Origin of the sequence: Ensifer meliloti, from assembly GCF_030064585.1 — a bacterium.
Taxonomy (GTDB): domain Bacteria; phylum Pseudomonadota; class Alphaproteobacteria; order Rhizobiales; family Rhizobiaceae; genus Sinorhizobium; species Sinorhizobium meliloti.
In genome coordinates, this window is the sequence record NZ_CP120365.1 from 3509339 (window position 1) to 3536311 (window position 26973).

Annotated in this window: 25 protein-coding genes; 14 read left to right on the forward strand and 11 right to left on the reverse strand. The window is 62.5% G+C overall.

Translation table 11 applies throughout. The features are described 5' to 3' along the window. The first annotated feature begins 13 nt into the window (after nt 1-13). From fabG to PZL22_RS23810, 7 genes are all read left to right on the forward strand, one after another. Nucleotides 14-751 carry a 3-oxoacyl-[acyl-carrier-protein] reductase gene (gene fabG / locus PZL22_RS23780; protein WP_003531678.1) on the forward strand — a complete coding sequence of 246 codons (738 nt, stop codon included), beginning with the start codon at nt 14-16 and terminating at the stop codon, nt 749-751. 336 nt (nt 752-1087) lie between these two features. Then, nucleotides 1088-1324 carry an acyl carrier protein gene (locus tag PZL22_RS23785; RefSeq protein WP_003531676.1) on the forward strand — a complete coding sequence of 79 codons (237 nt, stop codon included), beginning with the start codon at nt 1088-1090 and terminating at the stop codon, nt 1322-1324. A gap of 305 nt (nt 1325-1629) precedes the next feature. Continuing rightward, nucleotides 1630-2895, forward strand: coding sequence for a beta-ketoacyl-ACP synthase II (fabF, locus tag PZL22_RS23790; RefSeq protein WP_003531662.1), 1266 nt, complete (start codon nt 1630-1632; stop codon nt 2893-2895). A 324-nt stretch (nt 2896-3219) separates the two neighbouring features. Beyond that, nucleotides 3220-4419, forward strand: a complete 1200-nt coding sequence (mltG, locus tag PZL22_RS23795) for an endolytic transglycosylase MltG (protein WP_010969070.1) — start codon at nt 3220-3222, stop codon at nt 4417-4419. 243 nt (nt 4420-4662) lie between these two features. Continuing rightward, nucleotides 4663-5550 carry a YicC/YloC family endoribonuclease gene (locus PZL22_RS23800; RefSeq protein WP_003531659.1) on the forward strand — a complete coding sequence of 296 codons (888 nt, stop codon included), beginning with the start codon at nt 4663-4665 and terminating at the stop codon, nt 5548-5550. A 3-nt stretch (nt 5551-5553) separates the two neighbouring features. Further along, nucleotides 5554-6213: a guanylate kinase gene (gene gmk / locus PZL22_RS23805; protein ID WP_003531657.1), complete on the forward strand. Its 660-nt coding sequence runs from the start codon at nt 5554-5556 to the stop codon at nt 6211-6213. 62 nt (nt 6214-6275) lie between these two features. Beyond that, entirely contained in the window at nt 6276-6404 is a 129-nt protein-coding gene (locus tag PZL22_RS23810; RefSeq protein ID WP_003531656.1) for a hypothetical protein, read from the forward strand. Between the two features lie 221 nt (nt 6405-6625). On the opposite strand, the gene rsmA is transcribed toward PZL22_RS23810, so the two are convergent. From rsmA to lptF, 6 genes are all read right to left on the reverse strand, one after another. Then, nucleotides 6626-7450, reverse strand: a complete 825-nt coding sequence (rsmA, locus tag PZL22_RS23815) for a 16S rRNA (adenine(1518)-N(6)/adenine(1519)-N(6))-dimethyltransferase RsmA (RefSeq protein WP_003531655.1) — start codon at nt 7448-7450, stop codon at nt 6626-6628. Then, nucleotides 7450-8478, reverse strand: coding sequence for a 4-hydroxythreonine-4-phosphate dehydrogenase PdxA (pdxA, locus tag PZL22_RS23820; protein ID WP_003531654.1), 1029 nt, complete (start codon nt 8476-8478; stop codon nt 7450-7452). Before pdxA ends, rsmA begins: the two co-directional genes overlap by 1 nt. Nucleotides 8479-8487: 9 nt before the next feature. Beyond that, complete coding sequence (locus PZL22_RS23825; RefSeq protein ID WP_003531653.1) at nt 8488-9438, reverse strand: SurA N-terminal domain-containing protein; 951 nt, start codon at nt 9436-9438, stop codon at nt 8488-8490. 191 nt (nt 9439-9629) lie between these two features. After that, nucleotides 9630-11975 (reverse strand): LPS-assembly protein LptD, encoded by a 2346-nt coding sequence (locus PZL22_RS23830; protein ID WP_284718576.1) that lies wholly within the window; start codon nt 11973-11975, stop codon nt 9630-9632. Beyond that, a complete protein-coding gene (lptG, locus tag PZL22_RS23835; RefSeq protein WP_003531651.1) occupies nt 11975-13057 on the reverse strand; it encodes an LPS export ABC transporter permease LptG in 1083 nt (360 codons plus the stop codon). The genes PZL22_RS23830 and lptG overlap by 1 nt, the downstream gene beginning before the upstream one ends. Continuing rightward, nucleotides 13054-14226 carry an LPS export ABC transporter permease LptF gene (lptF, locus tag PZL22_RS23840; protein ID WP_003531650.1) on the reverse strand — a complete coding sequence of 391 codons (1173 nt, stop codon included), beginning with the start codon at nt 14224-14226 and terminating at the stop codon, nt 13054-13056. The genes lptG and lptF overlap by 4 nt, the downstream gene beginning before the upstream one ends. A 313-nt stretch (nt 14227-14539) precedes the next feature. Between lptF and PZL22_RS23845 the strand changes: the two genes are divergently transcribed. Both PZL22_RS23845 and PZL22_RS23850 read left to right on the forward strand, forming a co-directional pair. Then, nucleotides 14540-16033, forward strand: a complete 1494-nt coding sequence (locus tag PZL22_RS23845) for a leucyl aminopeptidase (RefSeq protein ID WP_003531642.1) — start codon at nt 14540-14542, stop codon at nt 16031-16033. A gap of 19 nt (nt 16034-16052) precedes the next feature. Beyond that, nucleotides 16053-16502, forward strand: coding sequence for a DNA polymerase III subunit chi (locus tag PZL22_RS23850; RefSeq protein WP_003531625.1), 450 nt, complete (start codon nt 16053-16055; stop codon nt 16500-16502). Between the two features lie 197 nt (nt 16503-16699). On the opposite strand, the gene PZL22_RS23855 is transcribed toward PZL22_RS23850, so the two are convergent. Continuing rightward, nucleotides 16700-17626: a Gfo/Idh/MocA family protein gene (locus tag PZL22_RS23855; protein WP_003531624.1), complete on the reverse strand. Its 927-nt coding sequence runs from the start codon at nt 17624-17626 to the stop codon at nt 16700-16702. Between the two features lie 189 nt (nt 17627-17815). On the opposite strand from PZL22_RS23855, the gene PZL22_RS23860 reads away from it, so the two are divergent. Next, complete coding sequence (locus PZL22_RS23860; RefSeq protein ID WP_003531623.1) at nt 17816-18655, forward strand: GNAT family N-acetyltransferase; 840 nt, start codon at nt 17816-17818, stop codon at nt 18653-18655. Nucleotides 18656-18674: 19 nt separating this feature from the next. On the opposite strand, the gene PZL22_RS23865 is transcribed toward PZL22_RS23860, so the two are convergent. Continuing rightward, on the reverse strand, nt 18675-20564 hold the full coding sequence (locus PZL22_RS23865) for an ABC-F family ATP-binding cassette domain-containing protein (RefSeq protein ID WP_003531622.1): 1890 nt from the start codon (nt 20562-20564) through the stop codon (nt 18675-18677). 310 nt (nt 20565-20874) lie between these two features. Between PZL22_RS23865 and PZL22_RS23870 the strand changes: the two genes are divergently transcribed. Further along, the gene (locus PZL22_RS23870) at nt 20875-21156 is read left to right on the forward strand and encodes a hypothetical protein (RefSeq protein WP_003531620.1); all 282 of its coding nucleotides are present in this window, start codon (nt 20875-20877) and stop codon (nt 21154-21156) included. Between the two features lie 232 nt (nt 21157-21388). Further along, complete coding sequence (locus tag PZL22_RS23875; protein WP_003531619.1) at nt 21389-24046, forward strand: AMP-binding protein; 2658 nt, start codon at nt 21389-21391, stop codon at nt 24044-24046. Here the strand turns inward: PZL22_RS23875 and PZL22_RS23880 are convergent. Then, nucleotides 23987-24499, reverse strand: coding sequence for a DinB family protein (locus PZL22_RS23880; RefSeq protein ID WP_003531618.1), 513 nt, complete (start codon nt 24497-24499; stop codon nt 23987-23989). The genes PZL22_RS23875 and PZL22_RS23880 overlap by 60 nt on opposite strands. 135 nt (nt 24500-24634) lie before the next feature. On the opposite strand from PZL22_RS23880, the gene PZL22_RS23885 reads away from it, so the two are divergent. Together PZL22_RS23885 and ndk are read left to right on the forward strand one after the other, a co-directional pair. Next, nucleotides 24635-25324 carry a glutathione S-transferase family protein gene (locus tag PZL22_RS23885; RefSeq protein ID WP_003531617.1) on the forward strand — a complete coding sequence of 230 codons (690 nt, stop codon included), beginning with the start codon at nt 24635-24637 and terminating at the stop codon, nt 25322-25324. Nucleotides 25325-25426: 102 nt separating this feature from the next. Beyond that, a complete protein-coding gene (gene ndk, locus PZL22_RS23890; protein ID WP_003531616.1) occupies nt 25427-25849 on the forward strand; it encodes a nucleoside-diphosphate kinase in 423 nt (140 codons plus the stop codon). 52 nt (nt 25850-25901) lie between these two features. On the opposite strand, the gene PZL22_RS23895 is transcribed toward ndk, so the two are convergent. Next, nucleotides 25902-26405, reverse strand: coding sequence for a hypothetical protein (locus tag PZL22_RS23895; protein WP_003531615.1), 504 nt, complete (start codon nt 26403-26405; stop codon nt 25902-25904). Further along, nucleotides 26402-26962 carry a CGNR zinc finger domain-containing protein gene (locus tag PZL22_RS23900; protein ID WP_003531614.1) on the reverse strand — a complete coding sequence of 187 codons (561 nt, stop codon included), beginning with the start codon at nt 26960-26962 and terminating at the stop codon, nt 26402-26404. The genes PZL22_RS23895 and PZL22_RS23900 overlap by 4 nt, the downstream gene beginning before the upstream one ends. Between the last annotated feature and the right edge of the window lie 11 nt (nt 26963-26973).

Below are 26973 nucleotides of genomic sequence, written 5' to 3' on the forward strand. Positions count from 1 at the left end.
TAAGGAGAAATCCATGTTCGATCTTTCAGGCCGCAAGGCTCTCGTTACCGGCGCTTCCGGTGGTATCGGCGAGGAAATCGCCCGCATGCTGCATGCCCAGGGCGCCGTCGTCGGACTCCATGGTACCCGCGTCGAGAAGCTCGAAACGCTTGCCAACACCCTCGGCGAGCGGGTTCAGATATTCCCGGCAAATCTCTCCGACCGCGCGGAAGTCAAGGCGCTCGGAGAGAAGGCGGAAGCCGATCTCGGCGGCGTCGATATCCTCGTCAACAATGCCGGCATTACCAAGGACGGGCTCTTCGTCCGCATGAGCGACGAGGACTGGGACAACGTCATCGAAGTCAATCTCACGGCCGTCTTCCGGCTGACGCGCGAGCTCACGCATCCGATGATGCGCCGTCGCTTCGGCCGCATCGTCAACATAACCTCGGTCGTCGGTGTCACCGGCAATCCGGGGCAGGCGAATTACTGCGCCTCGAAGGCGGGCATGATCGGCTTCTCCAAGTCGCTTGCACAGGAAATCGCCACCCGCAACGTCACGGTCAACTGCGTCGCCCCGGGCTTCATCGAAAGCGCAATGACGGGCAAGCTGAACGACAAGCAGAAGGAAGGGATCATGTCTGCGATCCCGATGCGGCGGATGGGAAGCGGAGCCGAAGTCGCCTCCGCCGTGGCCTATCTCGCTTCTAACGAAGCGGGATATGTCACCGGTCAGACGATCCACGTCAACGGCGGCATGGCGATGATCTGACGAGGCGATGGAGTGTGCGGCTCCTTGGGCTTCGGCCTGTGCCGCGACCTCCGATCAGCCTCTTCGTTTGTTTGTGCCAAATGCCTGAAATTCAATGTTGACCAAGGGAATAACGGGCATTTTCGCCCTTTGCGGCAGGCATAAACCGTGTTAATCGGGCCATGACTGCGCGCAGTCGACCGTTCCGGCCAGGTGTCCGGCAGCTCTTGCTGCCCTGGGTTTCCGCGGTTTCGGTTGGATGGATTGCCCGTTGGACCAACTTGGTCTATCAGGCGTGATAGAGTGCCGGTGCCGGTAACAGCGCCGTAGAGAAACATAAGGTCGAGGAACTCCGACATGAGCGATATCGCAGAACGCGTGAAGAAAATTGTTATTGATCATCTTGGCGTCGACGCCGAAAAGGTCAGCGAAGGCGCAAGCTTCATCGATGACCTCGGCGCGGACTCGCTCGACACCGTCGAACTGGTCATGGCATTCGAAGAAGAATTCGGTGTCGAAATCCCGGACGACGCAGCAGATTCGATCCTCACCGTTGGCGACGCCGTCAAGTTCATCGAGAAAGCCCAGGCCTGACCTTTTGGCTTGAGTCATTGGCGGGCCGCACTCGCGGCCCGTTCAGCCCTGGGGCAGTGGGCTGGCCCGCATGCACTGCGGGTTGCGATCGGCAAAGCGTCCCGCCTTTCCCTCTGGTCGTCACTACTGCATGTATCCTGATAGGAGTCCGTCCAGGGACAAGAACATGCAAGGAACCATAAGGTCACAGCGACCTTTGCGCGTCTTCACGACGCTGTAATGAGATTTGCAATGCATGCGCGGGTCGCGATCGTCGCGTGGTCCGGTCCGGCGGTTGAATTGAACAGTCAGGGTGGGTCACGGGTATGAGACGTGTCGTTATCACCGGTACCGGCATGGTATCTCCTCTGGGTTGCGGAACCGAAGTCAGCTGGGCGCGTCTTCTGGCCGGCGACAACGCGGCCCGCAAGGTCACCGAGTTCGAGGTCGAGGACCTTCCCGCCAAGATTGCCTGCCGCATTCCCTTCGGCGATGGCAGCGACGGCACGTTCAATGCCGACGACTGGATGGAGCCCAAGGAACAGCGCAAGGTCGATCCTTTCATCGTCTATGCGATGGCCGCTGCCGACATGGCGCTGGCGGATGCCGGCTGGAAACCCGAAAGCGACGAAGACCAGATTTCGACCGGCGTCCTGATCGGCTCCGGCATCGGCGGGCTGGAAGGTATCGTCGATGCGGGTTACACCCTGCGCGACAAGGGCCCGCGGCGTATTTCCCCGTTCTTCATTCCCGGCCGGCTGATCAATCTCGCAGCCGGTCAGGTTTCCATCCGCCACAAGCTGCGGGGTCCCAACCATTCCGTCGTGACGGCCTGCTCGACCGGCGCGCATGCGATCGGCGACGCCAGCCGGCTGATCGCGCTCGGGGATGCGGACGTGATGGTGGCCGGTGGTACGGAATCTCCGATCTGTCGGATATCGCTCGCAGGATTCGCCGCCTGCAAGGCGCTCTCGACACAGCACAACGACAATCCCGAGAAGGCCTCGCGGCCCTATGACGCCGATCGTGACGGCTTCGTCATGGGCGAGGGTGCGGGCATCGTCGTTCTGGAAGAACTGGAGCACGCAAAGGCGCGCGGTGCCAAGATCTACGCAGAAGTGATCGGTTACGGCCTGTCCGGCGACGCCTTCCACATCACTGCTCCGTCCGAAGACGGCGAAGGCGCTTACCGCTGCATGCAGATGGCGCTGAAGCGCGCGGGTGTCACGGCTGCGGACATCGACTATATCAACGCTCACGGAACATCGACGATGGCCGACACGATCGAGCTCGGCGCGGTCGAACGGCTGGTCGGCGACAGCGCGTCGAGGATCTCCATGTCCTCGACGAAGTCGGCCATCGGGCATTTGCTCGGCGCAGCCGGCGCGGTCGAAGCCATCTTCTCGGCGCTCGCAATTCGCGACAATATAGCCCCGCCGACGCTCAACCTGGACAACCCTTCCGTCGAGACGAAGATCGATCTCGTGCCGCATGTCGCGCGCAAGCGCGAGATCAATGTGGCCCTGTCGAACTCGTTCGGTTTCGGCGGCACCAACGCGTCGTTGATTCTGCGCCGTTACACCGGCCATTGATCCCTCGGGCGGGCGTGTTGCGAAACGGGTTGCCAAGGTAAGCGGAATTCGGGCACATCTTCCGATCTGCATCGACCCGCGATCCCGCTTTTTGCCGCAATGCTCACTACAAGCTGTCGCTGGAGTGGCGACGACTCGGGGACGCCGCCAAGGGGCATGTTCGCGCAAGCCACATCTGGTAATTGTAGGATATTCATCGCTGGGCAGGCCGCTCCTTCACCGGAGCCGCAGAGGCCGCCGTAACATTCACTGGTCGCCGGTCTAATCCGAAATTCGCACCGGCGGCGGTTTGATAAGGTTGCGAATTTCGGAATCGGGACAATCGTGAGCGACTCAAACGATAACAGCGCGGTGCAATTCGGCCGCAATGAAACCGGGAGCAACGGGCCGATCATTCCGAAGTCGGCCAACGAAGCGCTGCGTCCCGAAAGAGTTCCCCATCCGCCGAAGCGTTCGCGCAAGGCCCGCAGCCAGGTCGTCATCTTTCTCAACTTCGTCATGACCGTGGTCGTCTTCGTGGCGCTCGCGGCCGCCGGGGCCGTCTATTACGCGATGCACGAATATGAAAAGCCGGGGCCGCTGGAGGCGAACAAGAATTTCATCGTTCGCAGCGGCGCGGGCATCAGCGAAATCGCCAGCAACCTGGAGCGCAACGAGATCATTACCGACAGCCGCGTATTCCGGTTCGTTTCGGAAGCCTATCTGAGCAATGACACGCTCAAGGCCGGCGAGTATGAAATCAAGGCGCATGCATCGATGCAGGAGATCATGGAGCTTCTGAAGTCCGGCAAGTCGATCCTCTACTCCGTTTCGCTGCCGGAGGGTTTGACCGTGAAGCAGATGTTCCACAGGCTTGCCGACGACCCGGTTCTTGTCGGCGATCTGCCGGCGGAGCTGCCGCCCGAAGGCTCCCTCAAGCCGGACACCTACAAGTTCACCCGGGGAACCGACCGTAACGAGATCGTCAAGCAGATGACCGCTGCCCAGAAGGCGCTGGTGCAGCAGATCTGGGAGAAGCGGGATCCGGATCTTCCCGTGTCGACCATAGAGGAGTTCGTAACTCTTGCCTCGATCGTTGAGAAGGAGACCGGCCGCGCCGACGAGCGACCGCGGGTCGCTTCCGTGTTCATCAATCGCCTGGAAAAGGGCATGAGGCTGCAGTCGGATCCGACGATCATCTACGGTATCTTCGGCGGCGACGGCAAACCCGCCGACCGGGCAATCCTGAGGTCCGACCTCGACAAGCAGACGCCGTACAACACCTATCTCATCAAAGGCCTGCCGCCGACGCCGATCGCAAATCCGGGCCGGGCAGCGCTCGAAGCCGTCGCCAATCCGTCGCGCACGCCCGAGCTCTACTTCGTCGCCGACGGCACCGGCGGGCATGTCTTCGCGGAGACGCTCGACGAGCACAATGCCAATGTGCGGCGCTGGCGCAAGCTCGAGGCGGAGAGGGCGGCGGAGGCGGCCAAGGCCACCGAGGCTGCACAGGATGCCGTCACGCAGACCGGGACCCAGCAATAATACATGTCGCCAAAAACCGCGCAGCGGTTTGGGACGACATGCACGAAAGCAAAACCTGAGGCGCGTCGCATACATTGATGCGGCGCGCTTCAGCCTCATGTGGACGGACTCGCCGCCGCGCGGATATTCCTTGCGGAGTTCGGCGCTGTCGCCATAGTGCTTCCCTCAATGACAATGTCGTGCCTCCGCTCGGAGGTGCAGAGATCGTTGTGCTTTATCGAATCACTGCCAACGGAGGAAACGATGCCGCTCCAATCGATGACCGGCTTTGCCAGGAAAGAGGGGAGCAGCGGACGCTATCGCTGGGCTTGGGAACTCCGTTCGGTCAACGGCAAAGGTCTCGACATGCGGCTTCGCCTGCCGCCGGGACTGGAACGTATCGAGCCCGACTGCCGACGCCTCGCCTCGCAGTATTTCTCGCGGGGGAACTTGCAGGTCGGCCTTTCGCTGAGCGGTACTGAAGCTTCGACGGAGGCAGTTCTCAACGAGGAAGCGCTCGCCGCCGTCCTGAAGCTTCGCGAACGGTTGGGCGATGTCATCGATCGGGCGCCGCTCAAACTCGATACGTTGCTTTCCATTCGCGGCATTGTCGACTTCCGCGAGCCGGAGGAGAGCGAGAACGAGCGCGCGGAACGCGACGCGGAGATACTCGCCGGCCTGGAAGGCGCGCTCGCCGATCTGCGGACGATGCGGGAAGAAGAGGGCAAGGCGCTCGGGCAGGTGTTGCTAGCCCAGGTGGATCGCATCGAGAAACTGACCGCGGTAGTCGAAAACGATCCGTCCCGCAGCCCGCAGGCGATCGCCGACAGGCTGGCGCAGCAGGTTTCGGTGATCATGGCCAACGCGTCCGGCATCGATCGCGAAAGGCTGCATGCAGAGGTCGCGCTGCTTGCGACGAAGGCCGATCTTCGGGAGGAACTCGACCGGCTGGGCTCGCATATTGCGGCTGCCCGCGACCTCCTGACAAAGGGCGGGCCGGTCGGACGCAAGCTCGATTTCCTTGCACAGGAATTTAACCGCGAATCGAATACCATCTGTTCGAAATCGAATGCCGCCGCCGTGTCTGCCGCCGGTATCGAATTGAAGGTCGTGATCGACCAGTTCCGCGAACAGGTTCAGAATCTGGAGTAGGATATGAAACCGGCGACCGTTTCGCCCATCAAGATCGCTCGCCGCGGGCTGATGCTCGTCATTTCATCGCCCTCGGGTGCGGGGAAGTCTACGATCGCGCGCAACCTGCTCGAAGCCGATCCGGACTTGAGCATTTCAGTGAGCGTGACGACGCGTTCGCGGCGGCCGAGCGAGATCGAGGGGCGGCACTATTTTTTCAAGTCGATCCGAGAGTTCGAGGCGCTGAGGGCAACGGACTCGCTGCTGGAATGGGCCGAAGTGCACGGCAATTACTACGGCACGCCGCGTGACGCCGTCGAAAAGGCGATGGGCGAAGGGCGGGACATGCTCTTCGACATCGATTGGCAGGGCGCCCAGCAGCTGCAGGAAAAAATGGCGGGCGACGTGGTATCGATCTTCATCCTGCCGCCGTCCATGGCGGAGCTGCAGTCGCGGCTCCACCGGCGCGCCGAGGATAGTGAAGAGGTCATCGCGACGCGGCTCGCCAATTCGCGCGCCGAAATCGAGCACTGGCGCGAATACGATTACATCGTGGTCAACGACGATCTCGACCGGGCCTTCTCCTCCGTCAGGGCGATCGTCGAAGCCGAGCGCCTTCGCCGCGACCGACGCCCCGGCCTCTTCGAATTCGTCAACGGGCTGCTGACGGAAAATCCTCTCTGAGCGCGCCGCTTATCCCTTCGCCCCTCGCGGGGAGAAGGTGCCGGCAGGCGGATGGAGAGGCCTTGGATGTGCGCCGAGGTGCGGCCCCTCATCCCGCTGCCGCGACCTTCTCCGCCGGGCGTTCGCTCGACAAGGCGGACGACAATGAATTCGTGTTGCTCGAAGTCGGCGAATTCCTGAAGGCCGAATAGAGCGCGGTCCCCTCGAAACGTCCTATAAGCCGGGCTTGCTTTCCCGCAGCAGACATGGGTGTAACGCCCGCTCCTCCTACCCTCATTCCTGTGCCTGTCACAGGAATCCAGCCAGCCCAAGTCCTTGGGCTGGAAAGGCTTTTCCGCACCGCAGACGCGGCGCTGCTGGATCTCTGTGACAAGCACAGAGATGAGGGCGAGGGTGGGTTAAGCGTCCGGCTCTACAGACAATTGGCCAATCGGCAAAATTCTTCGACGGTCAAGGTTTCCGCGCGGCGTTGCGGATCGATGCCCGCCTTTGCAAGCAGCGCCTCGCCACCGAGGGGTTTCAGGCTCTGGCGGAGCATCTTGCGCCGTTGGCCGAAGGCTGCCTGGGTGACCTTCTCGAGGACCGCGGGCGAGCAGGGAATTGGAGCCTCGACAGGCTCGAGATGGACGACCGTCGATGTCACCTTGGGCGGCGGTGTGAAGGCCTGAGGCGGCACGTCGAATGCCAGACGCGCCTTTGTCCGCCAGCCGCAGAGGACGCCGAGCCTGCCATAGTGATCGTCATCGGCGCCGGCGACGATCCTGAGGCCGACCTCGCGCTGGAACATCAGCGTCATCGATTGCCAGAAGGGCGGCCAGTGCCCCGGCAGCAGCCAGTTGACGAGAAGCTGTGTGCCGACATTGTAGGGAAGATTGGCGATGATGCGCACCGGTCCGCCGGCAAGCGCTTCGAAGTCCACCTTCAGTGCGTCGCCCTCGATGATGTCGAGCCGCCCCGGATAGTGGGCGCCGATCTCGGCGAGTGCCGGCAGGCAGCGCGAATCGCGCTCGATCGCGACGACCTTCTTTGCCCCAAGAGCGAGGATCGCCCGTGTAAGGCCGCCGGGACCCGGACCGACTTCGATCACTGTCACGTCCTCCAGCGGACCGGCGGTGCGCGCGATCTTTTGGGTAAGGTTGAGATCGAGGAGGAAATTCTGGCCGAGCGCCTTCTTCGCGTCGAGACCGTGCCGCTGGATGACGTCGCGTAGCGGCGGCAGACCGTCGAGAGCCGCCATCAGCGCTTCGTCCCGCCGACATTGCGGGCAAGTTCTGCTGCAAGCCGCAAGGCCGCAAGAAGGCTTTCCTCGCGCGCGATCCCTTTCCCGGCCAGGCTGAAGGCGGTCCCGTGATCCGGCGAGGTTCTGATGAAGGGCAGGCCCAGCGTGACATTGACGCTGTCATCGAAACCGAGCGCCTTGGCCGGTATCAATGCCTGATCGTGATACATGCAGATGGCGACGTCGTAGGTCTCTCTCGCGCGATCGTGGAACATGGTGTCCGCCGGCAAGGGTCCGACGACGTCCAGCCCCTCGGCGCGCAGGCGATCGATGACCGGTCGGATGACGGCATCGTCCTCGCGGCCGAGCGCGCCGCCTTCGCCCGCATGCGGATTGAGACCGGCAATCGCCAGGCGCGGCGCCGGCAGGCCGAAGCGGCTCCTGAGGTCGGCCGCGGTGATCGTGCAGGTCTCGTAGATCAGATCCGGCGTCAGCGCGGCTGGAACGTCCTTGAGCGGGATATGGATCGTGACCGGAACCGCGCGCAGCTTCGGTCCTGCCAGCATCATCACCGGCAGGGCGGCAACCCCCGTTGCGCGCGCAGCGAGGTCCGCGAGATATTCGGTGTGGCCCGGAAAGCGGAACCCCGCCTCGTAGAGCACTGCCTTGGCAATCGGATTGGTGGCGAGGGCGGACGCTTCTCCCGCCAGCACGAGCCGGACGGCGGTGTCGATCGCATCGGTCACGGCGGAAGCATTTGCCGCATCGGGATTACCGGGAATCACGGGGGCAGGGGAGCGGACCGGCCAAACGGGCAGCGCCTGCCGGAAAGCGGCGACGGCCCCGGGACAATCGGTCTCGCATATCGGCACGGTCTGGCCCAGGAGCTTGGCGCGGGCGGCAAGCACCGCCGGATCGCCTACATAGAGAAACGGCGGCGTCGGCCGATCGGCCCGCTTCGCCCATACGGAAAGGGTGATATCCGGACCGATCCCGGCCGGATCGCCCATGGTCAGGGCGACCGGCCCGATGCTCGTCTCGCTCATGCTGGCTCGTTATTTGTTGACGATCTGCGCCTTCGAGCGCAGTTCTTCAAGATATTTGGCGCTGTTCGGGTCTTCCCCCTCGGACTTCTTCTTGCCGAGGTCCTCGGCACGGAAGACGATCTCGGCGGCGGCGTCGTCGTTGACCTGACGCTTCTTGCAGATTGCCAGATATTCGACGCCTTTCTCGGTAACCCGCGTACCCGTGGTCATGCCGTCGCCGGCTTTTTCGACGAGCGGCTTCCAGTCTTCGGGCAGTTGCTGTGCAAGAATTCGGCCGAGGCTGCGGATCGAGACGTCGCGATAGTTCGCCGCGAAGGCCTTTGAGGTATCGCAGCCTGGAAACTGCGAGCGCGAGGCATTGGCTTCGGCCTGCCGCTTCGCCGTGATGGCGCCGCGCTTCGATTCGGGAATGACGAAGATGACCTGCTGCAGGAAATATTCCGTCGTGACCGGCTTGTTGCCGCCGCCCTGCATCATGCGCTTGACGAGGTCGCCGCCGGAAAGGCGGCTGGCGCTGCCGTAGCGGAAGTTGACGACGCGCGGCCAGCTCATCTGGACTGCGATATACTGCTTGAAATGGTCGACCCCGACGCCGGCCTGGTCAAGGATCTTGCCGAGCTGCTCCGGCGAAAGCTTGTTACCGGCGGCGAAACGCGCAAAGGCGGCATCGACCTCGTCCGTGCTGACGGATTGCTGAACGCGCGCGATCTCGGCGCGCTTCAGTACCTCGTCGACGAGCTGCTGCTTGGCTTCGGCGGCGCCGCCGCTTTGCCGCTGAAGCTTCAGGAATGCGACCCGCTTGGCGACGTCGCCGGAGGTGATCACGGTGCTGTTGACGACCACCTCGACCGTGCTCGCCGCCATTGCCGTGGTAACCGTACCCGCTGCGACACTCAGCGCACCCGCCAGTGCAACCGCCGAAAGCAACCTCACGATCGCGTTTTTCCCGCCCATCATCATTCCCCTGCTCGTTCTGCCTCCCGTTGCCGGCGGCTTCAGTTGCCACACTGCCGACTTCGCTACGGCGAGCTCTGCGCGTCCCGCAAGACGCGCGGCGCCGTAGGTGTCAATGTGAGGCAAATGCATAATACATGCGGCCAAACAATGACAAGACCGCATGATCGATGCGGTAAGGGCGGGTCAGGGCCACTTTAGAAGTAGTCCAGCTCGTCAAATTTCGTGTCGCCGACATAGACGTCACCGAGCGTGCGGAAGCTGATGCGGGCGCCGATCGACCAGTCGTTCGCAAGCGAACTGTCGGTATCCCGCTCCTGCTTGTAGACGATCGAGAACAGCGTGTCCTGGTCGTCATAGGTGATGCCGAGGCCGTTGCGGGAGACGACGCCCGCGTCGATGTCGTAGGTCACCGCGCCGAATACCGACCAATATTCGTGGAACCGGTAGGCGGCAGCGGTCTGGATTTCGTCCTGATCGAACGGCGAGCCATAGGTCGGCTGCGCTTCGATCCGCGTATAGGTGAGAGCGGCCTGCCAGTTCAGCCCGAGATAGCCGACCGTGGCATCGGCCCGGCGCAGCGAGAAGTCGCTTTCGTCCAGCCGTCCGGAGAGGCTCGCCATCAGACCGGACGGGGCGTCGATACCCAGCATGGCGACATAGTCGGAACTGTCGGTTTCGAGGCCCGAATCCGCCCCGGCCTTGACGAGATCGTCCGTCGCGAAGGAGTTCAGGCCGCCAAGCTGAAACGACTGGCCGGCAATGGCGCGCAGGCCGTAGCCGCTGTCGAAGCTTCCGGTATACCGCAGACCGATATTCGCGCGTGTACCGCCCTCGATGCGGTCGTAACCGGAGAATTTGTCGCGATCGAAGAGGTTGGTCGCATCGAAGACGAAACTCTGCGCGTCTTCGTTCGGCAGTCCGCCCGCATATTGCTCGTCCGGGCGCGCATATAGCTGGCCGATCGGTTCGAGAACATGGGTGCTCGTCTCTCCAGCGAAGAGGATCGGGTAACGCGCCTCGAGTCCGGCGGTCAACATTCTGCGCGTCTGGGCATCGCTGCTGGTGAAGTTGCCGGTATAACCGACCGGGTCATCCACATTCATGCCGAGGGCATCGCCCCGTGCCGCGAGCAGCGGTGTCAGCACAAGTCCGCCGGGCGCAATGAATGTCCGCTTCCATTCGAGTTCGCCGGTGAGCCTGTGCGAGGTACCCTCGAGCCCACGGAAGCGCTCGACCCCCAGCACATTCACCCTGTCGAGGCGGTTGCGCTTGATGTTGGTCAGGTTGAAATCGGCGTTGAGTTCGCCGCCCAGGATCGGCTCCGGTGCAGTGTAGGAATAGTCGAGGACTTGCGCGACCGGCTGCTTGTTTTCGTCGATGCTGTCCGGGTCGGCATCCTGAATGTCGAAATAGAAGGCCCGCAGGTCGAAATAATTGCGTTTGCCGAGGCCGGTCAGATAGGCCTGGTTCACATAGGTCGTGCCGTCGAAGGTCGACAGATCGTAGGTCTTGGCGAAGTTGTTGTCCGACTGGACGAGGACGTTCCAGCCGAAACTCCAGCGGGGATTGATCTCGAATTTGCCCCGCGAGGCGATCATGCCGCGATTGGTTTCCAGCGCGTCGACGGTGCCCGGCGTGAACTGCTCCCTGTCCAACTGGCTGATGCCGGCGACGTTCAGCGTATGCAGGCCGTTGTGGAACTGCTGCCGGAACTCACCCTCGAGGAGGAAGCCCTGGCGGGTCAGTCCGGTGCCGGTGATCGTCGCGTCCATATGAGGCGAGATCGCCCAGTAATAGGGTACCCCCACGCCGGCGCCGAGCTTTTGCGTGTAGCGGAACTGCGGGAAAAGGAAACCGCTCTTGCGCTTGACCGTATGGTCCGGGATTTCCATCACCGGAATGTAGGCGATCGGCTTGCCGAAGAGTTCGAAATAGGCGTGCTCGAGCCGAATGGTACGGGTGCGTCCGTTCTGAATGATGCGCTGGGCCTTGATGTGCCACAGAGAGCGATGTTCCGGCTTGGTGTTGCACGGAGTGCATGCGGTGTAGACGGCCTTGTTGAGGATGAATTCCTCGCCATTGCGCCTTTCGCCGGTCTCCGCCGCCAGGCGCGTCAGATCGGTCGTTTCGATCCTGAGGGCCTGGACGAAGCCGTTGCCGAAGTCGTCGGTGACGTCCATCCTGTCGGCATAGACGATGTTGCCGCCCGGCTCGATGAGCTGGATGTCGCCGGTCGCGAGGATACGACCGGATTTCTGGTCGTAATCTACCTGCCGGGCGACCATCTTGTAGCCGCCGTATTCGATCTGGACATTGCCGCGCACGGTCACCTTTTCCGTGTCGCGATTATAGACAAGCTCATTGGCGGTCAGCAGCAGCTTGGCGTCGGCAGGGATATTCGGCTGCAGATCGTCGATTCGCGCCGCTGCATCCTGCGCCTTGGCTGGCGGATTCATTCCGATGGCAAGCATATGCAGCGCCACGCCTGCAAGCAGGGCAGCGTTGGTAAGCTTCATGCGTTTGCGGTTGCCTGCCGCCACTAGCCATCCTCCTGATGCAGTAGAATCGTCGAGCCCAGCGCCATTGCTACAACGACCGGCAGCCAGGCTGCAACGAACGGAGGCACAATGCCGCTGCTCCCGAATGCTTTGACAAGCACGGTGACGACATAAAGCACGAAGCCCGACAGGATTCCACCGAGAATCACTGACCGAGATTGATTGAACCGGCTAAATTTTAACGAGACGCAGGCGGCGATCAGCGTCATCGCGACGAGGAGCAGCGGCAGCGACATGAGAGAGTGAAATTGCGTTTCCAGGCCGTTGGTGGAAAAGCCGAAGGACCGCGCCACTTCGATTTTCCGCGGAAGGTCGAAAAACTGAATGGAATCAGCCTTTGCCAGACGTTCCTGGACGAAATCCGGCTTCAGATTGGTGCGAAGCTGTGCCGTTTCCATACGACGGGGCAGGCGCCCGACTTCCGTCTCGACGACGCCGTTAAGAAGCCAGTAACCATCTTCGAGTTTCGCCGACTTCGCATCCTGCCGGAGCGTGATTGCGCCCTGTGGATCGAAGTGGATAACGGTCACGTTGATCAGCTCGGTGCCGCCGTTCTGGACGGAGCGTGCGCCGATGATCGTGTCGGTGCCGTCGTAGATCTGCCGGAGCCAGGGAATCGAGTTCGCGGCAGCCGAACGGGTGGAGCCCCACTCCGCTTCGAGCGCTTCCGCCTTCTTGGTTCCCCAGGCGGCAAGCGGGTTGATCACGACCACGGCAAGCACGCCGAAGAGCAGGGCGCCGACGACGAACGGACGCAGGAATTGCCAGACGGAAATGCCCGCCGCCCGGGTTACGACGAGTTCATAGCGCCGGTTAAGGGAGATCAATGCAGCCATCGCCGCGAAGAGCGCAACGAAGGGAACCGTTTGCTGCAGGATCGTCGGAATGCGGAACGTGGTCATCAGTAGCGCGCCCGACACCGTGTAATGTGGCAGGTTCGACATGCGGCTGGTCAGTTCGCTGAAGTCGATGATGAAGATCAGCGCGAAAATTCCGACGAGGAACCAAAACGTAGTGCGTGCATAGCGCTTGAAGAAATAGCGTCCGAGCGTGTTGAAAATCATGAGGGCTGCTCCCCGTCGGCACCGGCCGGCCGCACGAGCCGAAGCCTGACCATGAGGTCCGTGAGCTTTTCCTGCCAGGTCATGGGGATGTCGAGGCGCCGGTTGCTGGCAAGCTGCTGTATGGCAAGCGCTCCCGTCACCAGCGGGACCAGATACATGAGCGGCACGAACCATACCGAATCTTCGGCGCTGTTGGCCGCGTAGAACGTCATCCACCGGATGACCAGAGCCGCTCCAAGGGCGCTGACCATCGGGTGCACCCGTGCTTCGCGGTGCGACCGGGCATCGCTGCTGACCACAAGTGCAATGAGGCCGAAGAGCAACGGAAAGGTCCATTCGGTGAAGCGCCGGTGCAGCTCCGCCGTAAAGGCGAGCGGAGCTCGCTTGTAGGCTTCGTCGTCGGGATCGGGATCAAGCAGATAGAAGAGATCGCGATCCTTGGCGCGGATATTGGCCTCCCCCGCCATCCTGGTCAGGTCCGTCAGATCGAAGGCATAGGAGTCGAACTTGATGATGGAAACGTCGCCGTCCGGCAGTTTGCGGTGGACCTCCCCATCCTTCATCACCAGCGCGGAGCGTTCCTCGTCGACGGCCCCCTCGCGCGCATAATAGACGAGCTCGAAATTCGGATCACGCGCATCGGCGACGAAGATGCCTTGCAGTACGCCGCCGCTTCGGCGGGCGCCGACCTGCACGTAAAGCCCGTCGGTAATCTTGCGGAATGCGTTCTCCTGGACGACGGAGGCGAGCAGGTCCGCATGGGCCGTCGCGATCATCTTGCGTACGGCAACGCGCGAATAAGGCTCGACGAAATTGTCGATGGCGAAGGAGAGGACGCTCAGTCCTGCCGCGAGGAACATCACTGGCCGGATGATGGACATGCGCGAACTGCCGGCGGCACTGAGCACCGTAAGCTCCGAATCGGTGTTCATCGCGCTCAGCGTCTGCGTCACGCCGATCACGAGGGCAAAAGGCAGAATGATCGGCACGACCGACGGGAGAATCAGCGTCGCGAGCTTCAGGAAGGCGATGATCGACTGACCGCTGTCGGTAACGAGGTTCACATTGGTGAGCGCCTGCGTGGTCCACACGATGCCCATCAACGGCAGGAGCGTCGCCAGGAACATGATCGTGGCGCGCCGGAATATGTAGCGTTCGATGAGCTTCATAGCCGTATCCGGTCCAAGGTCCTGCTCAAATTCGTATGCCGTTCGGTTGCGGACGAGTGTGCAATTTCTTGCCGGCCGATGTAACCGTCTTCGTCCCCGTGCCGCGAATCGGAATCTGCGACAACAGGGAAAATATAAGCCGAAGAACTTCGGTTAACCGCATGTAAACATGTGCGAGCATCTTGCCAAGCGCCTGAAAAGCGAGAAGGGTGCGCCCCACAGCTTCGATCACCGCCGACGTCGCGAATGTCGGTCACTGTAGCCGTCCGGTAACAGGCCGGGCGCCACCGTCAGAAAGTGCCTGGAGTCCTGCATGCCGATGAAATTCGAATTTTCTTTCAGCAAATCCCACCGCCCGGCCGGCGGCGCCGCGGTTCTCCTGCAGGTTGCAGGAGCCAAGGAGGCAGCCGGGGCGGCTGTCGTCGATCCGGAGGGCGTCCTGGCGAAGGCGGCGAAGATCGGGAAGTTCACGGGCAAGGCGCTCTCGACCCTCGACGTCATTGCGCCGCACGGCTCGCCGGCCGATCGGATTGTCCTGCTCGGCCTCGGGGACGCGGGCGGCGTCGGCGATCACGACTGGCTGAAGGCCGGTGGCGCCGCGGCGGCGAAATTGCGGTCTGCCGAAAAGATTACGGTTTTCCTGGATGCGCCGGGGCTCGAAGTCACCGGCAAGGCAGCCGCGGATTTCGCCCTTGGCATGGAAATGAACGCCTACGGCTTCGAGAGCTACAAGACCCGGAAATCGGATGACGAACCGAAGGCGGCGCAGAAACCGGTGAAGGTCACCATCGTCACCGGCACGGTGATCGCAGCGAAAAAGGCCTTTATGACGGCCCAGGCGGTCGGTGAAGGCGTGTTTCTGGCGCGCGATCTCGTCAACGAGCCCGCCAACGTGCTGGGCCCCGTGGAGTTCGCGGCGCGCGCGAAGGAACTGGAAAGACTCGGCGTCGACGTCGAGATCCTGACCGAGCGGGAGATGAAGAAGCTCGGCATGGGCGCACTCCTCGGCGTAGCGCAAGGCTCGTCTCGTCCGCCGCGGCTGGTCGTCATGCAATGGAAGGGCGGAAAGGCCAAGGAAAAGCCGGTCGCCTTCATCGGCAAGGGGGTCGTCTTCGACACCGGCGGCATTTCGATCAAGCCCGCTTCCGGCATGGAGGAAATGAAGGGCGATATGGGCGGGGCGGCGGCAGTGACCGGCCTGATGCATGTCCTTGCCGCGCGCAAGGCGGCCGTCAATGCCATTGGGATCATCGGGCTCGTGGAGAACATGCCGGACGGAAGTGCCCAGCGGCCTGGCGACATCGTGACGTCCATGTCCGGACAGACGATCGAGGTGATCAACACCGACGCCGAAGGCAGGCTCGTCCTCGGCGATGCCCTCTGGTACTGCAATGACCGCTTCAAGCCGCAGCTGATGATCGATCTCGCAACGCTGACCGGCGCGATCATGGTGGCGCTCAGCAATCATTACGCCGGGCTGTTCTCGAACGACGACCGGCTGGCCGAGCAGTTGCTCGCCGCCGGTTTGGCGACGCAGGAGCGACTGTGGCGGATGCCGCTCGGCAAGGAATACGACAAGATGATCGACAGCAAGTTCGCCGACATGAAGAACACCGGCGGCCGGCACGGCGGCTCGGTCACCGCGGCTCAGTTCCTGAAGCGCTTCGTCAAGGACACGCCCTGGGCGCATCTCGACATCGCCGGCACCGCCATGGGTTCGCCGACCGACGAGATCAACCAGTCCTGGGGCTCCGGCTTCGGCGTTCGTCTCCTCGACCAGCTGGTGCGCGCGAACTACGAATCGTGACCGTTCGCCCGAGATCGGAATGACCGAGATCCTTTTTTACCACCTGACGGAATCGAAGCTCGAAGACGCCCTGCCGCCGCTGCTCGACAAGAGCATAGAGCGCGGCTGGCGGGTGGTCGTGCAGACGATAGACGCCGAAAGGCGCGATGCACTGGATACGCATCTATGGGTCTATCGGGACGACAGCTTCCTGCCGCACGGTACGGACGCCGGCGAGTTCGCGGCGGAGCAACCGATTCTCGTCGTTGCCGATGACGGCAACCGGAATGCCGCGACTGTGCGCTTTGTCGTCGACGGCGCCGAGCCGCCGCCGGTTTCCGAATATGAGCGGGTTGTTTTCATGTTCGACGGCTACGACCAGCAACAGCTCGAGGCGGCGCGCGATCAGTGGAAGCGGCTCAAGGGCGAGGGGCACAATCTCACCTATTGGCAGCAGAACCGTGACGGAAGGTGGGAAAAGAAGGCGTGATCGGTCGAGTATCGATGGCCTGTGACAGACCCCTCCCCAACCCCTCCCCACAAGGGGGAGGGGCTTGGATGCCGCGCCCCCTTTTTCCGTAGTCGTGATCCGAGAATTCTAGGCTGCTTTAGTCACGAGATTGTCGCAAGCGCCTGGCCCCTCCCCCTTGTGGGGAGGGGTTGGGGAGGGGTCAAAGCCCCTTTCCATCAGTCGTGAAACGCCTCGACGAATTTGCGTCGGCCGAGCATGAAGGCGTCGGCCACGTGCCGGAGCGGCGCCAGGTCGACGTCCGATCTGCCGGCCTTGATGATCTCGGCGAAACGCCGATAGAGCATGGGGTACTCCTGCTCGGGCTCCTCGTGGACGATCTTGCCGTCGATCGCGAGTTTGGCGCCGCCTTCGGAGAGGACCATTCCGCCCGCGTCGGTTTCAGCGACGATGTCCCAGCTCTGCTTGCCCGTCTGGCGCCAATCGAACTCGGCAGCGACATCGAGCTTTTCGGCATCGCTGAAGGCGATCGTGGCAGCGATCGGCGCGTCCCGGTTCTCGGGAAATTCCAGCGTCGCGGAGGTGATGAAGACCGGCCGGGGCAGGATGTGGGTCATGATCGAGAGTGCATTGATGCCCGGGTCGAAGACGCCGAGCCCCCCGGCTGCCCAGATCCACTCCTGGTTCGGATGCCAGTGGCGGACATCTTCCTTCCAGATGATCCGGACGTTGCGAATCGCGGCCGACGCCAGAAACGCCTTTGCGGCTTCGACTGCCGGCGCATAGCGCGAGTGCCAGCTCGCGAAAAGCGAAACGCCTTTCTCCTCCGCCAGCGCCTCCAGGTCCGCGACCTCGCTCAGGGTCGCGCCCGGCGGCTTTTCGAGGAAGACATGCTTGCCCGCGGCAAGCGCGGTACGCGCCGCCTCGTAGCGGTATTGCGGCGGCATGCAGAGCGAAACCGCCTCGACCGCCGGCACGGCGTCGATCATGGCCTCTATCGACTTGAAATTGTCGATGCCGTCCACCGTTCCGTGGCGGCTTGCGGCTGCGATCAGGCGGTAGTCCGCGTTCTTCGCAAGCGCCGGCAGATGTTGGTCGCGCACGATCTTGCCGACGCCAACGATGGCAATGTTGATTGGGGACATGGTGTCTTCCGCCCTGATTAGTATGATTTATTCCGGACCCTTTTAGCAGATTGGGAAATACCGACAAGCCGGCTTCCCGTTGCAAAAATTAGCCTAGCCGCTTGGGTGGACAAGATGGAACGCAAATCTATCTTGTCCGTCTTCTTGCCTCTCGAGGGGGGTTCTTCGGAGCGAAGTCAGGATTTCAGAATGCCACATATTCGTCTTGCGACACGGGCCGAGCTCGACACGATCATCGACTGGGCCGCCAGGGAGGGATGGAATCCCGGTATTGACGACGGCAACGCTTTCTGGGCCGCCGATCCCGAAGGCTACTGGGTCGCGGTCGAGGAAGAGCGACTTGCCGCTGCCATTTCGCTCGTGCGCTATGGCAGCGGTTACGCATTTCTCGGCTTTTTCATCGCCGATGAGGAGTATCGGGGCAGGGGCATCGGCCTCGATCTCTGGAAGTGGGCAATTGCAAGGGCCGAGGGGCGGACCATCGGCCTCGACGGGGTCGTGGGCCAGCAGGAAAACTATCGGAAGTCGGGTTTCGGCTGGTCGCATGCGAACATCCGCTACGGCGGCGTGGTGAACGTGACCGAGCCGCCCGGCACCGAGCTTGTCGACGTGGCGCCGGTGCATGCGGCGTCACTGATCGATTATGACATGAGGTTCAATCCAACGCGGCGCGAGGCATTTCTGCGCGAATGGACCAAGCAGTTGCAGACGCGCAGAAGCGTGGTCCTGCTGCGTGACGGGGCAATCGCCGGTTACGGAACGATCCGCAAGTGCCGCGAAGGCTACAAGATCGGTCCGCTGCTCGCCGACAGCGAGACCGGTGCCGATCTCCTGTTTCGCAAGCTCGCAACCGGCACCGGCGGGGAACGGACCTATTTGGATGTCCCCGAGCCGAATGCGTCGGCACGGGCACTTTGCACGCGCTACAACATGAAGCCGGTTTTCGAGACCGCCCGCATGTATCGCGGACCGGCGCCCGATCTGCCGCTTGCGCGCATTTACGGGATTACGACCTTCGAACTCGGCTGAAAACAGGTTCGCCGGTCGGCTAGCCCGCCATCGCTTCCTCGTATTCCGCCGACAGTTCCAGCCATTGCTCTTCCGCAGCCGCAAGCTTTTCGACGGCATCGGCGCGCTCCTTGGCGCGTTGAGCCGCTTTTGCCGGGGCCTTCTCGTAAAGGGCCGGGTCTGCAAGCTCGGCATCAAGTGCCTGAATCACTTTCTCCAGTTTGCCCGTCAAGGACTCGATCTCATTGATCTTTTTCCTGAGCGGTGCCAGTGAGGCTCGCCTGTCCGCATTGGCCTTTCGCTGGTCTGCCTTGGAAAGCGCCTCATCAGATCCGTTCACCCTGGGCTTGTCGTCCTTCGGCTTCGGCCCGCCGACGATCAGCCCGCGATAGTCCTCGAGGTCACCGTCGTAGTTCGCGACGGTTCCGTCGCGCACCAGCCACAGCCGGTCGGCCGTCGCTTCGATCAGGTGGCGATCGTGGGAGATGAGGATGACCGCGCCGGAGAAATCGTTGAGGGCGGCGATCAGTGCGTTGCGGCTGTCGATGTCCAGATGGTTGGTGGGCTCGTCCAGGATAAGCAGACTTGGAGCCTCGAAGGCGGCAAGGCCCATGAGAAGCCGCGCCTTTTCGCCACCGGAGAGATCCTTGGCCGCGGTGTCCATCTTCTCGGTCGCAAGCCCCATCTGCGCCACGCGGGAGCGCACCTTCGCTTCCGGCGCTTCCGGCATGCGGCGGCGGACGTGCTCCACGGCGCTCTGCGTCGGCACGAGATCGTCGAGCTGGTGCTGGGCGAAGAAGCCCACCTTCAGTCCCGGGGCGATCCGCACCTCGCCGCTTTCCGCGCGGAGGCGTCCGGCGATGAACTTCGCAAAGGTGGATTTGCCGTTACCGTTGGACCCGAGCAGCGCGATCCTGTCGTCCGCATCGATGCGCAGATTGAGCCTCTTCAGGATAGGCTTGCCCGGTTCGTAGCCGACCGCGCCTCCCTGGATGGCGACGATCGGTGAGGCCACCTGCTTCTCCGGATCCGGGAAGGTGAAGCCCTGGACGTGGTCTTCGATGACGGCTGCCACGGTGCCCATCCGCTCCAATGCCTTGATGCGGCTCTGGGCCTGACGGGCCTTGGAAGCCTTGGCCTTGAAGCGATCGATGAAGCTCTGCAGATGCTTGCGGGCCGCCTCGTTCTTGGCCTTCGCCTTCATCTGCAGTTCGTCCGCTTCCGCCTTCTGCCGCTCGAACTGATCGTAGGAGCCGCGGTAGAAGGTGAGCTTCTTCTGATCGAGGTGAACGATCGCGTTCACCGCGGTGTTCAGGAGGTCGCGATCGTGGCTGATGATGATCACGGTGTGCGGATAACGGCGGATATAGTCCTCGAGCCACAGCGTTCCTTCGAGATCGAGATAGTTGGTCGGCTCGTCCAGGAGCAGCAGATCGGGCTCGGAAAAAAGGACCGAGGCAAGCGCCACGCGCATGCGCCAGCCACCGGAAAAGGAGGAGGCGGGGCGTTTCTGCGCCTCGTGGTCGAAGCCGAGACCGGCGAGAATGCTTGCCGCGCGCGCTTCCGCCGAATGGGCGCCGATGTCGGCGAGCCGCGTCTGGATCTCGGCGATCCTGTGCGGATCGACCGCCGTTTCCGACTCCGCGATGAGCGCCGTGCGTTCCCTGTCGGCCTTGAGCACGATTTCGATCAGAGGTTCTTCCGTCCCCGGCGCTTCCTGTGCGACCTGTCCGATCCGCGCGTTCTTCGGCAAGGAAACACTGCCGGCTTCCGCCGCAAACTCGCCGGTGATGACCCGGAACAGAGTCGACTTGCCGGCGCCGTTGCGTCCGACGAGCCCGGCCTTCGTGCCCGCCGGAAGCGTCACGGAAGCGTTATCGATGAGCAAACGGCCCGCAATGCGGGCGGAGAGGCCGGATATCTGGATCATCCGGGCCTTTTGCCCGGACTTTTTCGGGAAGGCAAGAGGCTCGCGCCACTGCTGCCGCGATCGCTCGAATAAGGATGCCGAGGGCATTTTCAAGTGAGGATTGTTATGGATTCATGGACAACGTGTTCCGATAATCAATACTTCCCATCCTCATGATGAGGCCCCACATCTTCGGACGGAGAGCACGAGAATGCTCTTCTGACCCTTTGATCGGACCGGGCGCCATCGGCGAGGCCACCGCGTCCGGAATGGTGCCGATCAAAACGGTCGCGACGAAACCTTCGTTCAAGCGAACGACCGATCAGGAGTGATGATCATGAGGAACGCAATCCATACTGCTCTCGCCGCCACCCTCGTTGCCACAGCCGTTCTCGGCGGTGCATCCGCAGCCTTTGCCGGCGGCAGCTATTATCAGGGTGTCAGCGACAAGCCGCTCTACACCGAACGCGCAGCGCGAGCCGGTGACCAGACGGCCGTTCGCCGTGCTGACGGCTCCCTCGACCGTACGTCCACCGGCTCCGTCGGCTATGCTCCGCAGCCGAAGGTCGTTTCCGGCGGTGAAGGCGAATACTACCAGGGCCTCAGCCGCTAAGCCGCAGCTGACGAGTCACGGAGCAGGCGCGGCCTCCCACGCGCCTCTTTGCTCCGCCCGAACGAAAGGCCCGGTTTCCCCGAACCGGGCCTTTCGTGCCCCGGATGGCCTTTTGAAACGGCGTACTCCCGCGCGGAAATCGGTTTCGCACAAAGTCCTGTATTCGCTTCGCCTTTATACTTGACGATCAAAGTCAGCAATAATATGCCGCCTTGCTAAAATGGAGGTGGTTTTGGGCGGCTCAGGCGAACTTTCGGTCTCTCCGTTCGGTGTTGCAAGTCTGGCTGCGCGGGGCGACCGGCCGGCGCTGCTTTTGCGCGGCGGGCGGATCGTGAGTTACCGCGAACTTGCCGAGCGCATCGACCGGCTCGCTTCTCGGTGGCGCGGCGATCGCGGACTGGTCACAATCGAGGCCGACCTTTCCGAACACGCTGTCGTCGCTTATCTCGCGGCACTCGAGGCGGGCCACGCGGTCGCCCTGTGCGGCACCGCTTCCATGCTCCGGGACCGCGAGGTCTTCAGACCGGAATATTGCTACCGCCGCTTTGACGGCCGTTGGCGCATGGAGCGGCTGGAGGGAGACGCGATCGCGCCGCATCCCGAACTTGCCGTCCTGCTCTCGACGTCCGGCAGCACCGGGCATGGAAAATGGGTGCGGCTGTCGCACATGAATATCCAGTCCAATGCACGATCGATCGCGGAATATCTCGGCTTGACGGCAGCGGACCGAGGCTGCCTCATCCTGCCGCTCCACTATTCCTACGGGCTTTCCGTCCTTAACGCCCACCTCGCCGTGGGCGCGAGCGTCTATATGCCGGGCTGTTCCATCCTCGACGAGGGCTTCCTCGATGAACTTGCGCAAAGCGCCAGCTCCAATTTCGCCGGCGTCCCTTATTCCTACGACCTTCTGGAAAAGGCTGGGTTCCGGGCGCGGGATTTTCCGGCGCTGCGCTTCATGACTGTTGCCGGCGGACGTTTGGCGCCGGAACTCGTGCGCCGCTACAATGAGCATCTCTCCGCGCGCAATGCGCGCCTTTTCGTGATGTACGGCCAGACAGAGGCAACGGCTCGCATGGCCTATATGCCGCCGGACCGTCTCCGGGGCAGGGAAGACCGGATCGGCATTGCGATCCCGGGCGGGAGCCTGACGATCGAGGACAACGATGGAAGGATAATCTCCAGCGCCGATCAGCCCGGCGAGCTTGTCTATCGCGGGCCGAATGTGATGATGGGCTACGCGTCGTCACGCGCCGATCTCGCGCGGGGGGCCGAGTTGTCGGAATTGCGGACCGGCGATCTGGCCGTAAGAGACGCGGACGGCGTCTTCCGGATCGTCGGACGAACAAAGCGGATATCGAAGATTGCCGGCCTGCGAATCGGTCACGACGCTCTGGAGGCGGCACTGGAGCAGCACGGCGTCGCCGCCGCCGTCGTCGGCAACGACACCGAAATCCACGCCTACTATGTGGGAAGCGGCGATCCGGATGAAGTTCGCCGCCTGCTCGTCGAGGCGAGTGGCTTGACCTTGATGCATGTAGGGGCTTCCCGCCTGGACAAGTTGCCCCGATTGACATCCGGCAAGATCGATTACCCGGCCCTTCGCATGCGGCCGGCCGCGGCGACGTGCGGCAGTTCGGAAGAGGGGGACATCGAGGCGCTTTTTGCCCAGCTCTTCTATCCGAAGAAGGTTCGACCGGAGGACAGCTTTCTATCGCTTGGTGGCGATTCGCTCCGTTTCGTCCAGCTTTCGATCGGCCTTGAGAAGAGGCTCGGAGAACTGCCGGAGGGCTGGGAAAAAATGCCGGTCGGCGCACTCGCCGCCCATAACGGCCGCGAGCGCAAGAGCCGCCGGATCGGCGCGGATTTCCTGATCCGGGCGCTGGCGATCCTGCTGGTCGTTGTCCACCACGAGACGCTTTGGCCGATTCCGGGGGGATCGGCCGCCATGGTCATTCTCGCCGGCTTCGGTCTTGCGCGATTCCAGAGCGGAGCACTGCTCTCCGGCGCGATAGACAAGCTGCTGCGGCCGCTCGCCCAGATACTCGTCCCCTACTATCTGATCGTGGCGGGCTACGCGCTCGCCTGGGGCGACGTGCCCTGGGCTTCGGTCTTTCTCGTCGGGAATTTCGGCATCGCAGATCCCGGGCTCCACGGCATGGTGCCCTATCTCTACTGGTTCATCGAAGCCTATTGTCAGATGCTGCTGGTGTTTGGCGCTCTGTTTGCCGTTCCGTTCGTCCGGCGCGCCGCGGCCAAGAGACCCCTTGCCGTGGGCATGGCGCTGTTCGCTGCGGCCTTCGCCGCGCGGATGGCGTTTCCGCTTCTCATCGATATCGGCAACCGCCAGATATTCACCCTTCCATGGATCTTCTACATGGCGGTGCTCGGCTGGTGTGCGGCAATTGCCGAAACGTGGAAAGAGCGCTCGATGGTGATGCTGGCAGGGACAGGCGTATTCCTGTTCCTCGGGCTCTATGAGGGCGTCTGGATCGGGACGAAAGTCAAATATCTGCTGCAGATCGCCGTTCTGGCCGCGCTGCTCTTCCTGCCGCGCATTCGCATGCCGCAATGGGGTAGGCGGCTGATCCTGCCGCTTTCCGCAGCGGGCTTCCACATCTACATCCTGCACCGTTTCGTGCCGGAGTTGCTGTTGCTGCCGATCCGGCCGTTGCTCTCGCCGTTCGCCTTTGCCCTCTGCTCCATCCTGGGCGGCATCGCGCTCGGGATTGCCGCCTGGCTCGGACAGCGTCGCCTCATCGCGTGGCTCGCCGGGACCCGAGACAGGCGCATCTCGCTTGCCCCGGTGGGCCGGCTCGAGCCTGGACTCGCCTCAGTCGGCCCACTTCTTGCCCTCGGTCCGCAGGAAGGAAACCAGATCCAGCGTCAGTGAGGGGTGCTTAAGCGCGGTCAAGGTCGCATGCGCCTGGCCACGATGATGGGTCTGATGGTTGAAGAAGTGAGCGAGCGTCCGTGCGAGCCGTTCCGTGACCTCGACCGGATTGGTGAGCGGAGAATAGGTGAAGTGCCCCGCAAGACGCTCCTCGTCGAGGCTGTCGATCCAGGCGATGATTCGCTCGTCCTCGGCCACCCGCGCCGCCGTCAGACCGTTGAGATCTTCGTGCAGGATGGCGTCGAGCCGCGACGGCGCCTCGCCCTCTTTCGTAAACCGCTTCATCCAGATCCGGTCCGCCACGAGGATATGGTTCAGCGTCCCGTGCAGCGAGCCGAAGAACGCTCCCTTGTCTTCCCGGTATTCCGAATCCGATAGTTCCGAGACGGCGGCGTAGACACGCCGGTTCGCCCAGCGATTGTAATCAGCAAACATCCGGTAATGGTCGAGCATCGGCAATCTCCTCGTGTGGTCGGCAACCTATCGCGATTTCGTATTCCGGTGGCAAATGCCACTCATGAAATTTAATGATTGATCCGCAAGCGATGCTCCCCTTATGTCGCCCGGTAGCGAAGTACAGGAGCCTGAATGACCCGCAAACTCTACGCACTCTCCGGAACCGACACGAGCCGCCCCTTTTCGCCGCATGTGTGGAAGACGAAGCTGTCGCTCGCCCACAAGGGCCTAGCCTTCGACATCGCGCCGGTCGGCTTCACCGAGATTCCGAGGCTGGAGCAGGGGGCGACCAAGATCGTTCCGCTGCTGCGCGACGGAGAGAAGCTCGTCAGCGACAGCTTCGATATCGCTCTCTATCTCGAAGAGGCCTATCCCGATCGTCCGCCCCTGTTTTCCGGCGAAGGCGGCAAGGCCATGGCGCGCTTCGTCGAGGGCTGGTCGCAAACGACATTGCATCCGGCGATCGGGCGTATCGCGATCATGGACATTCATGACAGCCTCGACCCGATCGACCGGGCTTATTTCCGGGCGAGCCGCGAGGAGCGCTTCGGAAGGCCGCTGGAGGCGGTCGCCGAGGCCGGGCGAGGAGACCTCGAAACCTTCTCGGCGAAGCTCGAACCGATCCGCCACATGCTGAAGTTTCAGCCGTTCCTCGGCGGCGACAGGCCGCTCTTTGCCGATTATATCGTCTTCGGCGCGCTGCAATGGGCACGCATCGTTTCGCCACATCGCCTGCTTGCCGCAGGCGACGTCGTCACCGACTGGTTCGAGCGTTGCCTTGACCTTCACGATGGCCTGGGCCGCAGCGTGACAGCAGCGTGAAACTACGGCACGAGGGGGCGAATCATCGCCGCGCCCCCTTGTTTTGCGCGGAATTGGCGGCTAATGAACCGCCACTTCTCAAGAGCAAGGGAAATTGAGCCAATGGCGATTGAACGTACCTTTTCGATGATCAAGCCGGATGCGACGAAGCGCAATCTGACCGGCGCCATCACCAAGATGCTGGAGGATGCCGGGCTTCGCGTCGTCGCCTCGAAGCGCGTCTGGATGAGCCGCCGCGAAGCCGAAGGCTTCTATGCCGTGCACAAGGAGCGCCCGTTCTTCGGCGAGCTCGTCGAATTCATGTCCTCGGGTCCGACCGTGGTTCAGGTTCTCGAAGGCGAAAACGCCATTGCCAAGAACCGTGAAGTCATGGGCGCTACCAACCCGGCCAACGCTGCCGAGGGCACGATCCGCAAGGTCCACGCTCTTTCGATCGGCGAAAACTCGGTTCACGGTTCCGATGCCCCGGAAACGGCTGCCGAGGAAATCGCCTACTGGTTCTCCGGCACCGAGATCGTCGGCTAATCGGTAAACCAGCAAAGTGATTTTCAAGCCGGGGCGGCGACGCTCCGGCTTTTTACGTCGGACAGGTGGCGGTCTCGAAGCGCGCCGGCGCCTTGCCGTCCTTGAAGACCTCCGGGTTCTTGTCGTAGGCCGGACCTTCGACAAGGGGCTTCGCCGGCATCACGTCCTGATCGATGTCCGAAACGACAGTCGTCTCCAGCCTCTGAAGCGATGTCCCGTCCGGTCCTTTGACCTCGATGGTCACGGCATAGGGTCTCTGCTTCTTCACGCAGGTGATGTCCGGACTTTCCAGCACCACCTTGTTCAGCTTCGGGAAAAGCTTCCGTTCAAGCGTCAGCGGATTGCCGCCGGCAGGGTTTTCGAAGGTTGCGACGACAGTGCTTCCATCCGGAACCGGCTCCGTCTTGTTGAGTGTGACCATATAGGTCGCATAGGCCAGCCGATAGTTGAACACGAACATCTTGCCGGTCAGTTCGAGCGGATCCCTGCCGCTTTCGCGTTGACAGCCGGCAGCGACCGCTGCGGCGAGCAGAGCGGATATCATGGCGCTCTTCATGGCTTCGGTTCCTCCCTGCTGCGGCGATAATGGCGCCTGGCCTTCGTCCGGTTGCCGCAAACCGCCATGTCGCACCACGTCCTGCTCCGGTTGCGGCTGCGGTCGAGAAACAGCCACGCGCAGTTGGGGCAGATTTTCAGGCGTTCCCTCTCCGGTCCGGCAATGAGGCCAAGTGCCGAATGCGCCGTGGCCACATCGAGCGGCGTGCCTTTGCGCGTGTCTGCGGGTTGACGCAGGACGGTGGCGATCGCCTCGAGCAGGTCGGCCAGGAGATCCGGCCGGTCCTCAGTCCTCACCAGGGCGCGGAAATGGCGGTCCGTCGCCTCGCGCAATCCGATGAATGCATTTCGGCGCTCTGATTTTGCCGGGACGAGCGTGCCGAAACGGTTCCGTTCGGCGCCGTAGAGATTTGCGGCCTCGGCGAAGGTGTCGATCGCGGCCGGGTCGTCGAAGCGATCGGTCCTGCGCTCCGCATCGAAGCGCATGACCACGGAATTGGCGACGTCCAGTGCGAGCGCGCCGCCGGAGAATCGATGTGCGGTCCAGGTGAAGCTCATGCGAAAATCCT

Excerpts from the sequence above, each read along its gene's own strand:
- lptG (WP_003531651.1), bottom strand. The coding sequence starts at position 13,057 with ATGATTTTCAACACGCTCGGACGCTATTTCTTCAAGCGCTATGCACGC.
- PZL22_RS23825 (WP_003531653.1), bottom strand. The coding sequence starts at position 9,438 with ATGATGATGGGCGGGAAAAACGCGATCGTGAGGTTGCTTTCGGCGGTT.
- fabG (WP_003531678.1), top strand. The coding sequence starts at position 14 with ATGTTCGATCTTTCAGGCCGCAAGGCTCTCGTTACCGGCGCTTCCGGT.
- PZL22_RS23865 (WP_003531622.1), bottom strand. The coding sequence starts at position 20,564 with ATGATCCAGATATCCGGCCTCTCCGCCCGCATTGCGGGCCGTTTGCTC.
- PZL22_RS23880 (WP_003531618.1), bottom strand. The coding sequence starts at position 24,499 with ATGCTCGACCATTACCGGATGTTTGCTGATTACAATCGCTGGGCGAAC.
- PZL22_RS23860 (WP_003531623.1), top strand. The coding sequence starts at position 17,816 with ATGCCACATATTCGTCTTGCGACACGGGCCGAGCTCGACACGATCATC.
- PZL22_RS23785 (WP_003531676.1), top strand. The coding sequence starts at position 1,088 with ATGAGCGATATCGCAGAACGCGTGAAGAAAATTGTTATTGATCATCTT.
- PZL22_RS23885 (WP_003531617.1), top strand. The coding sequence starts at position 24,635 with ATGACCCGCAAACTCTACGCACTCTCCGGAACCGACACGAGCCGCCCC.
- PZL22_RS23850 (WP_003531625.1), top strand. The coding sequence starts at position 16,053 with ATGACCGAGATCCTTTTTTACCACCTGACGGAATCGAAGCTCGAAGAC.
- PZL22_RS23855 (WP_003531624.1), bottom strand. The coding sequence starts at position 17,626 with ATGTCCCCAATCAACATTGCCATCGTTGGCGTCGGCAAGATCGTGCGC.
- PZL22_RS23870 (WP_003531620.1), top strand. The coding sequence starts at position 20,875 with ATGATCATGAGGAACGCAATCCATACTGCTCTCGCCGCCACCCTCGTT.
- PZL22_RS23845 (WP_003531642.1), top strand. The coding sequence starts at position 14,540 with ATGCCGATGAAATTCGAATTTTCTTTCAGCAAATCCCACCGCCCGGCC.
- PZL22_RS23900 (WP_003531614.1), bottom strand. The coding sequence starts at position 26,962 with ATGAGCTTCACCTGGACCGCACATCGATTCTCCGGCGGCGCGCTCGCA.
- PZL22_RS23895 (WP_003531615.1), bottom strand. The coding sequence starts at position 26,405 with ATGAAGAGCGCCATGATATCCGCTCTGCTCGCCGCAGCGGTCGCTGCC.
- ndk (WP_003531616.1), top strand. The coding sequence starts at position 25,427 with ATGGCGATTGAACGTACCTTTTCGATGATCAAGCCGGATGCGACGAAG.
- rsmA (WP_003531655.1), bottom strand. The coding sequence starts at position 7,450 with ATGGCGGCTCTCGACGGTCTGCCGCCGCTACGCGACGTCATCCAGCGG.
- gmk (WP_003531657.1), top strand. The coding sequence starts at position 5,554 with ATGAAACCGGCGACCGTTTCGCCCATCAAGATCGCTCGCCGCGGGCTG.
- pdxA (WP_003531654.1), bottom strand. The coding sequence starts at position 8,478 with ATGAGCGAGACGAGCATCGGGCCGGTCGCCCTGACCATGGGCGATCCG.
- PZL22_RS23800 (WP_003531659.1), top strand. The coding sequence starts at position 4,663 with ATGCCGCTCCAATCGATGACCGGCTTTGCCAGGAAAGAGGGGAGCAGC.
- fabF (WP_003531662.1), top strand. The coding sequence starts at position 1,630 with ATGAGACGTGTCGTTATCACCGGTACCGGCATGGTATCTCCTCTGGGT.
- lptF (WP_003531650.1), bottom strand. The coding sequence starts at position 14,226 with ATGAAGCTCATCGAACGCTACATATTCCGGCGCGCCACGATCATGTTC.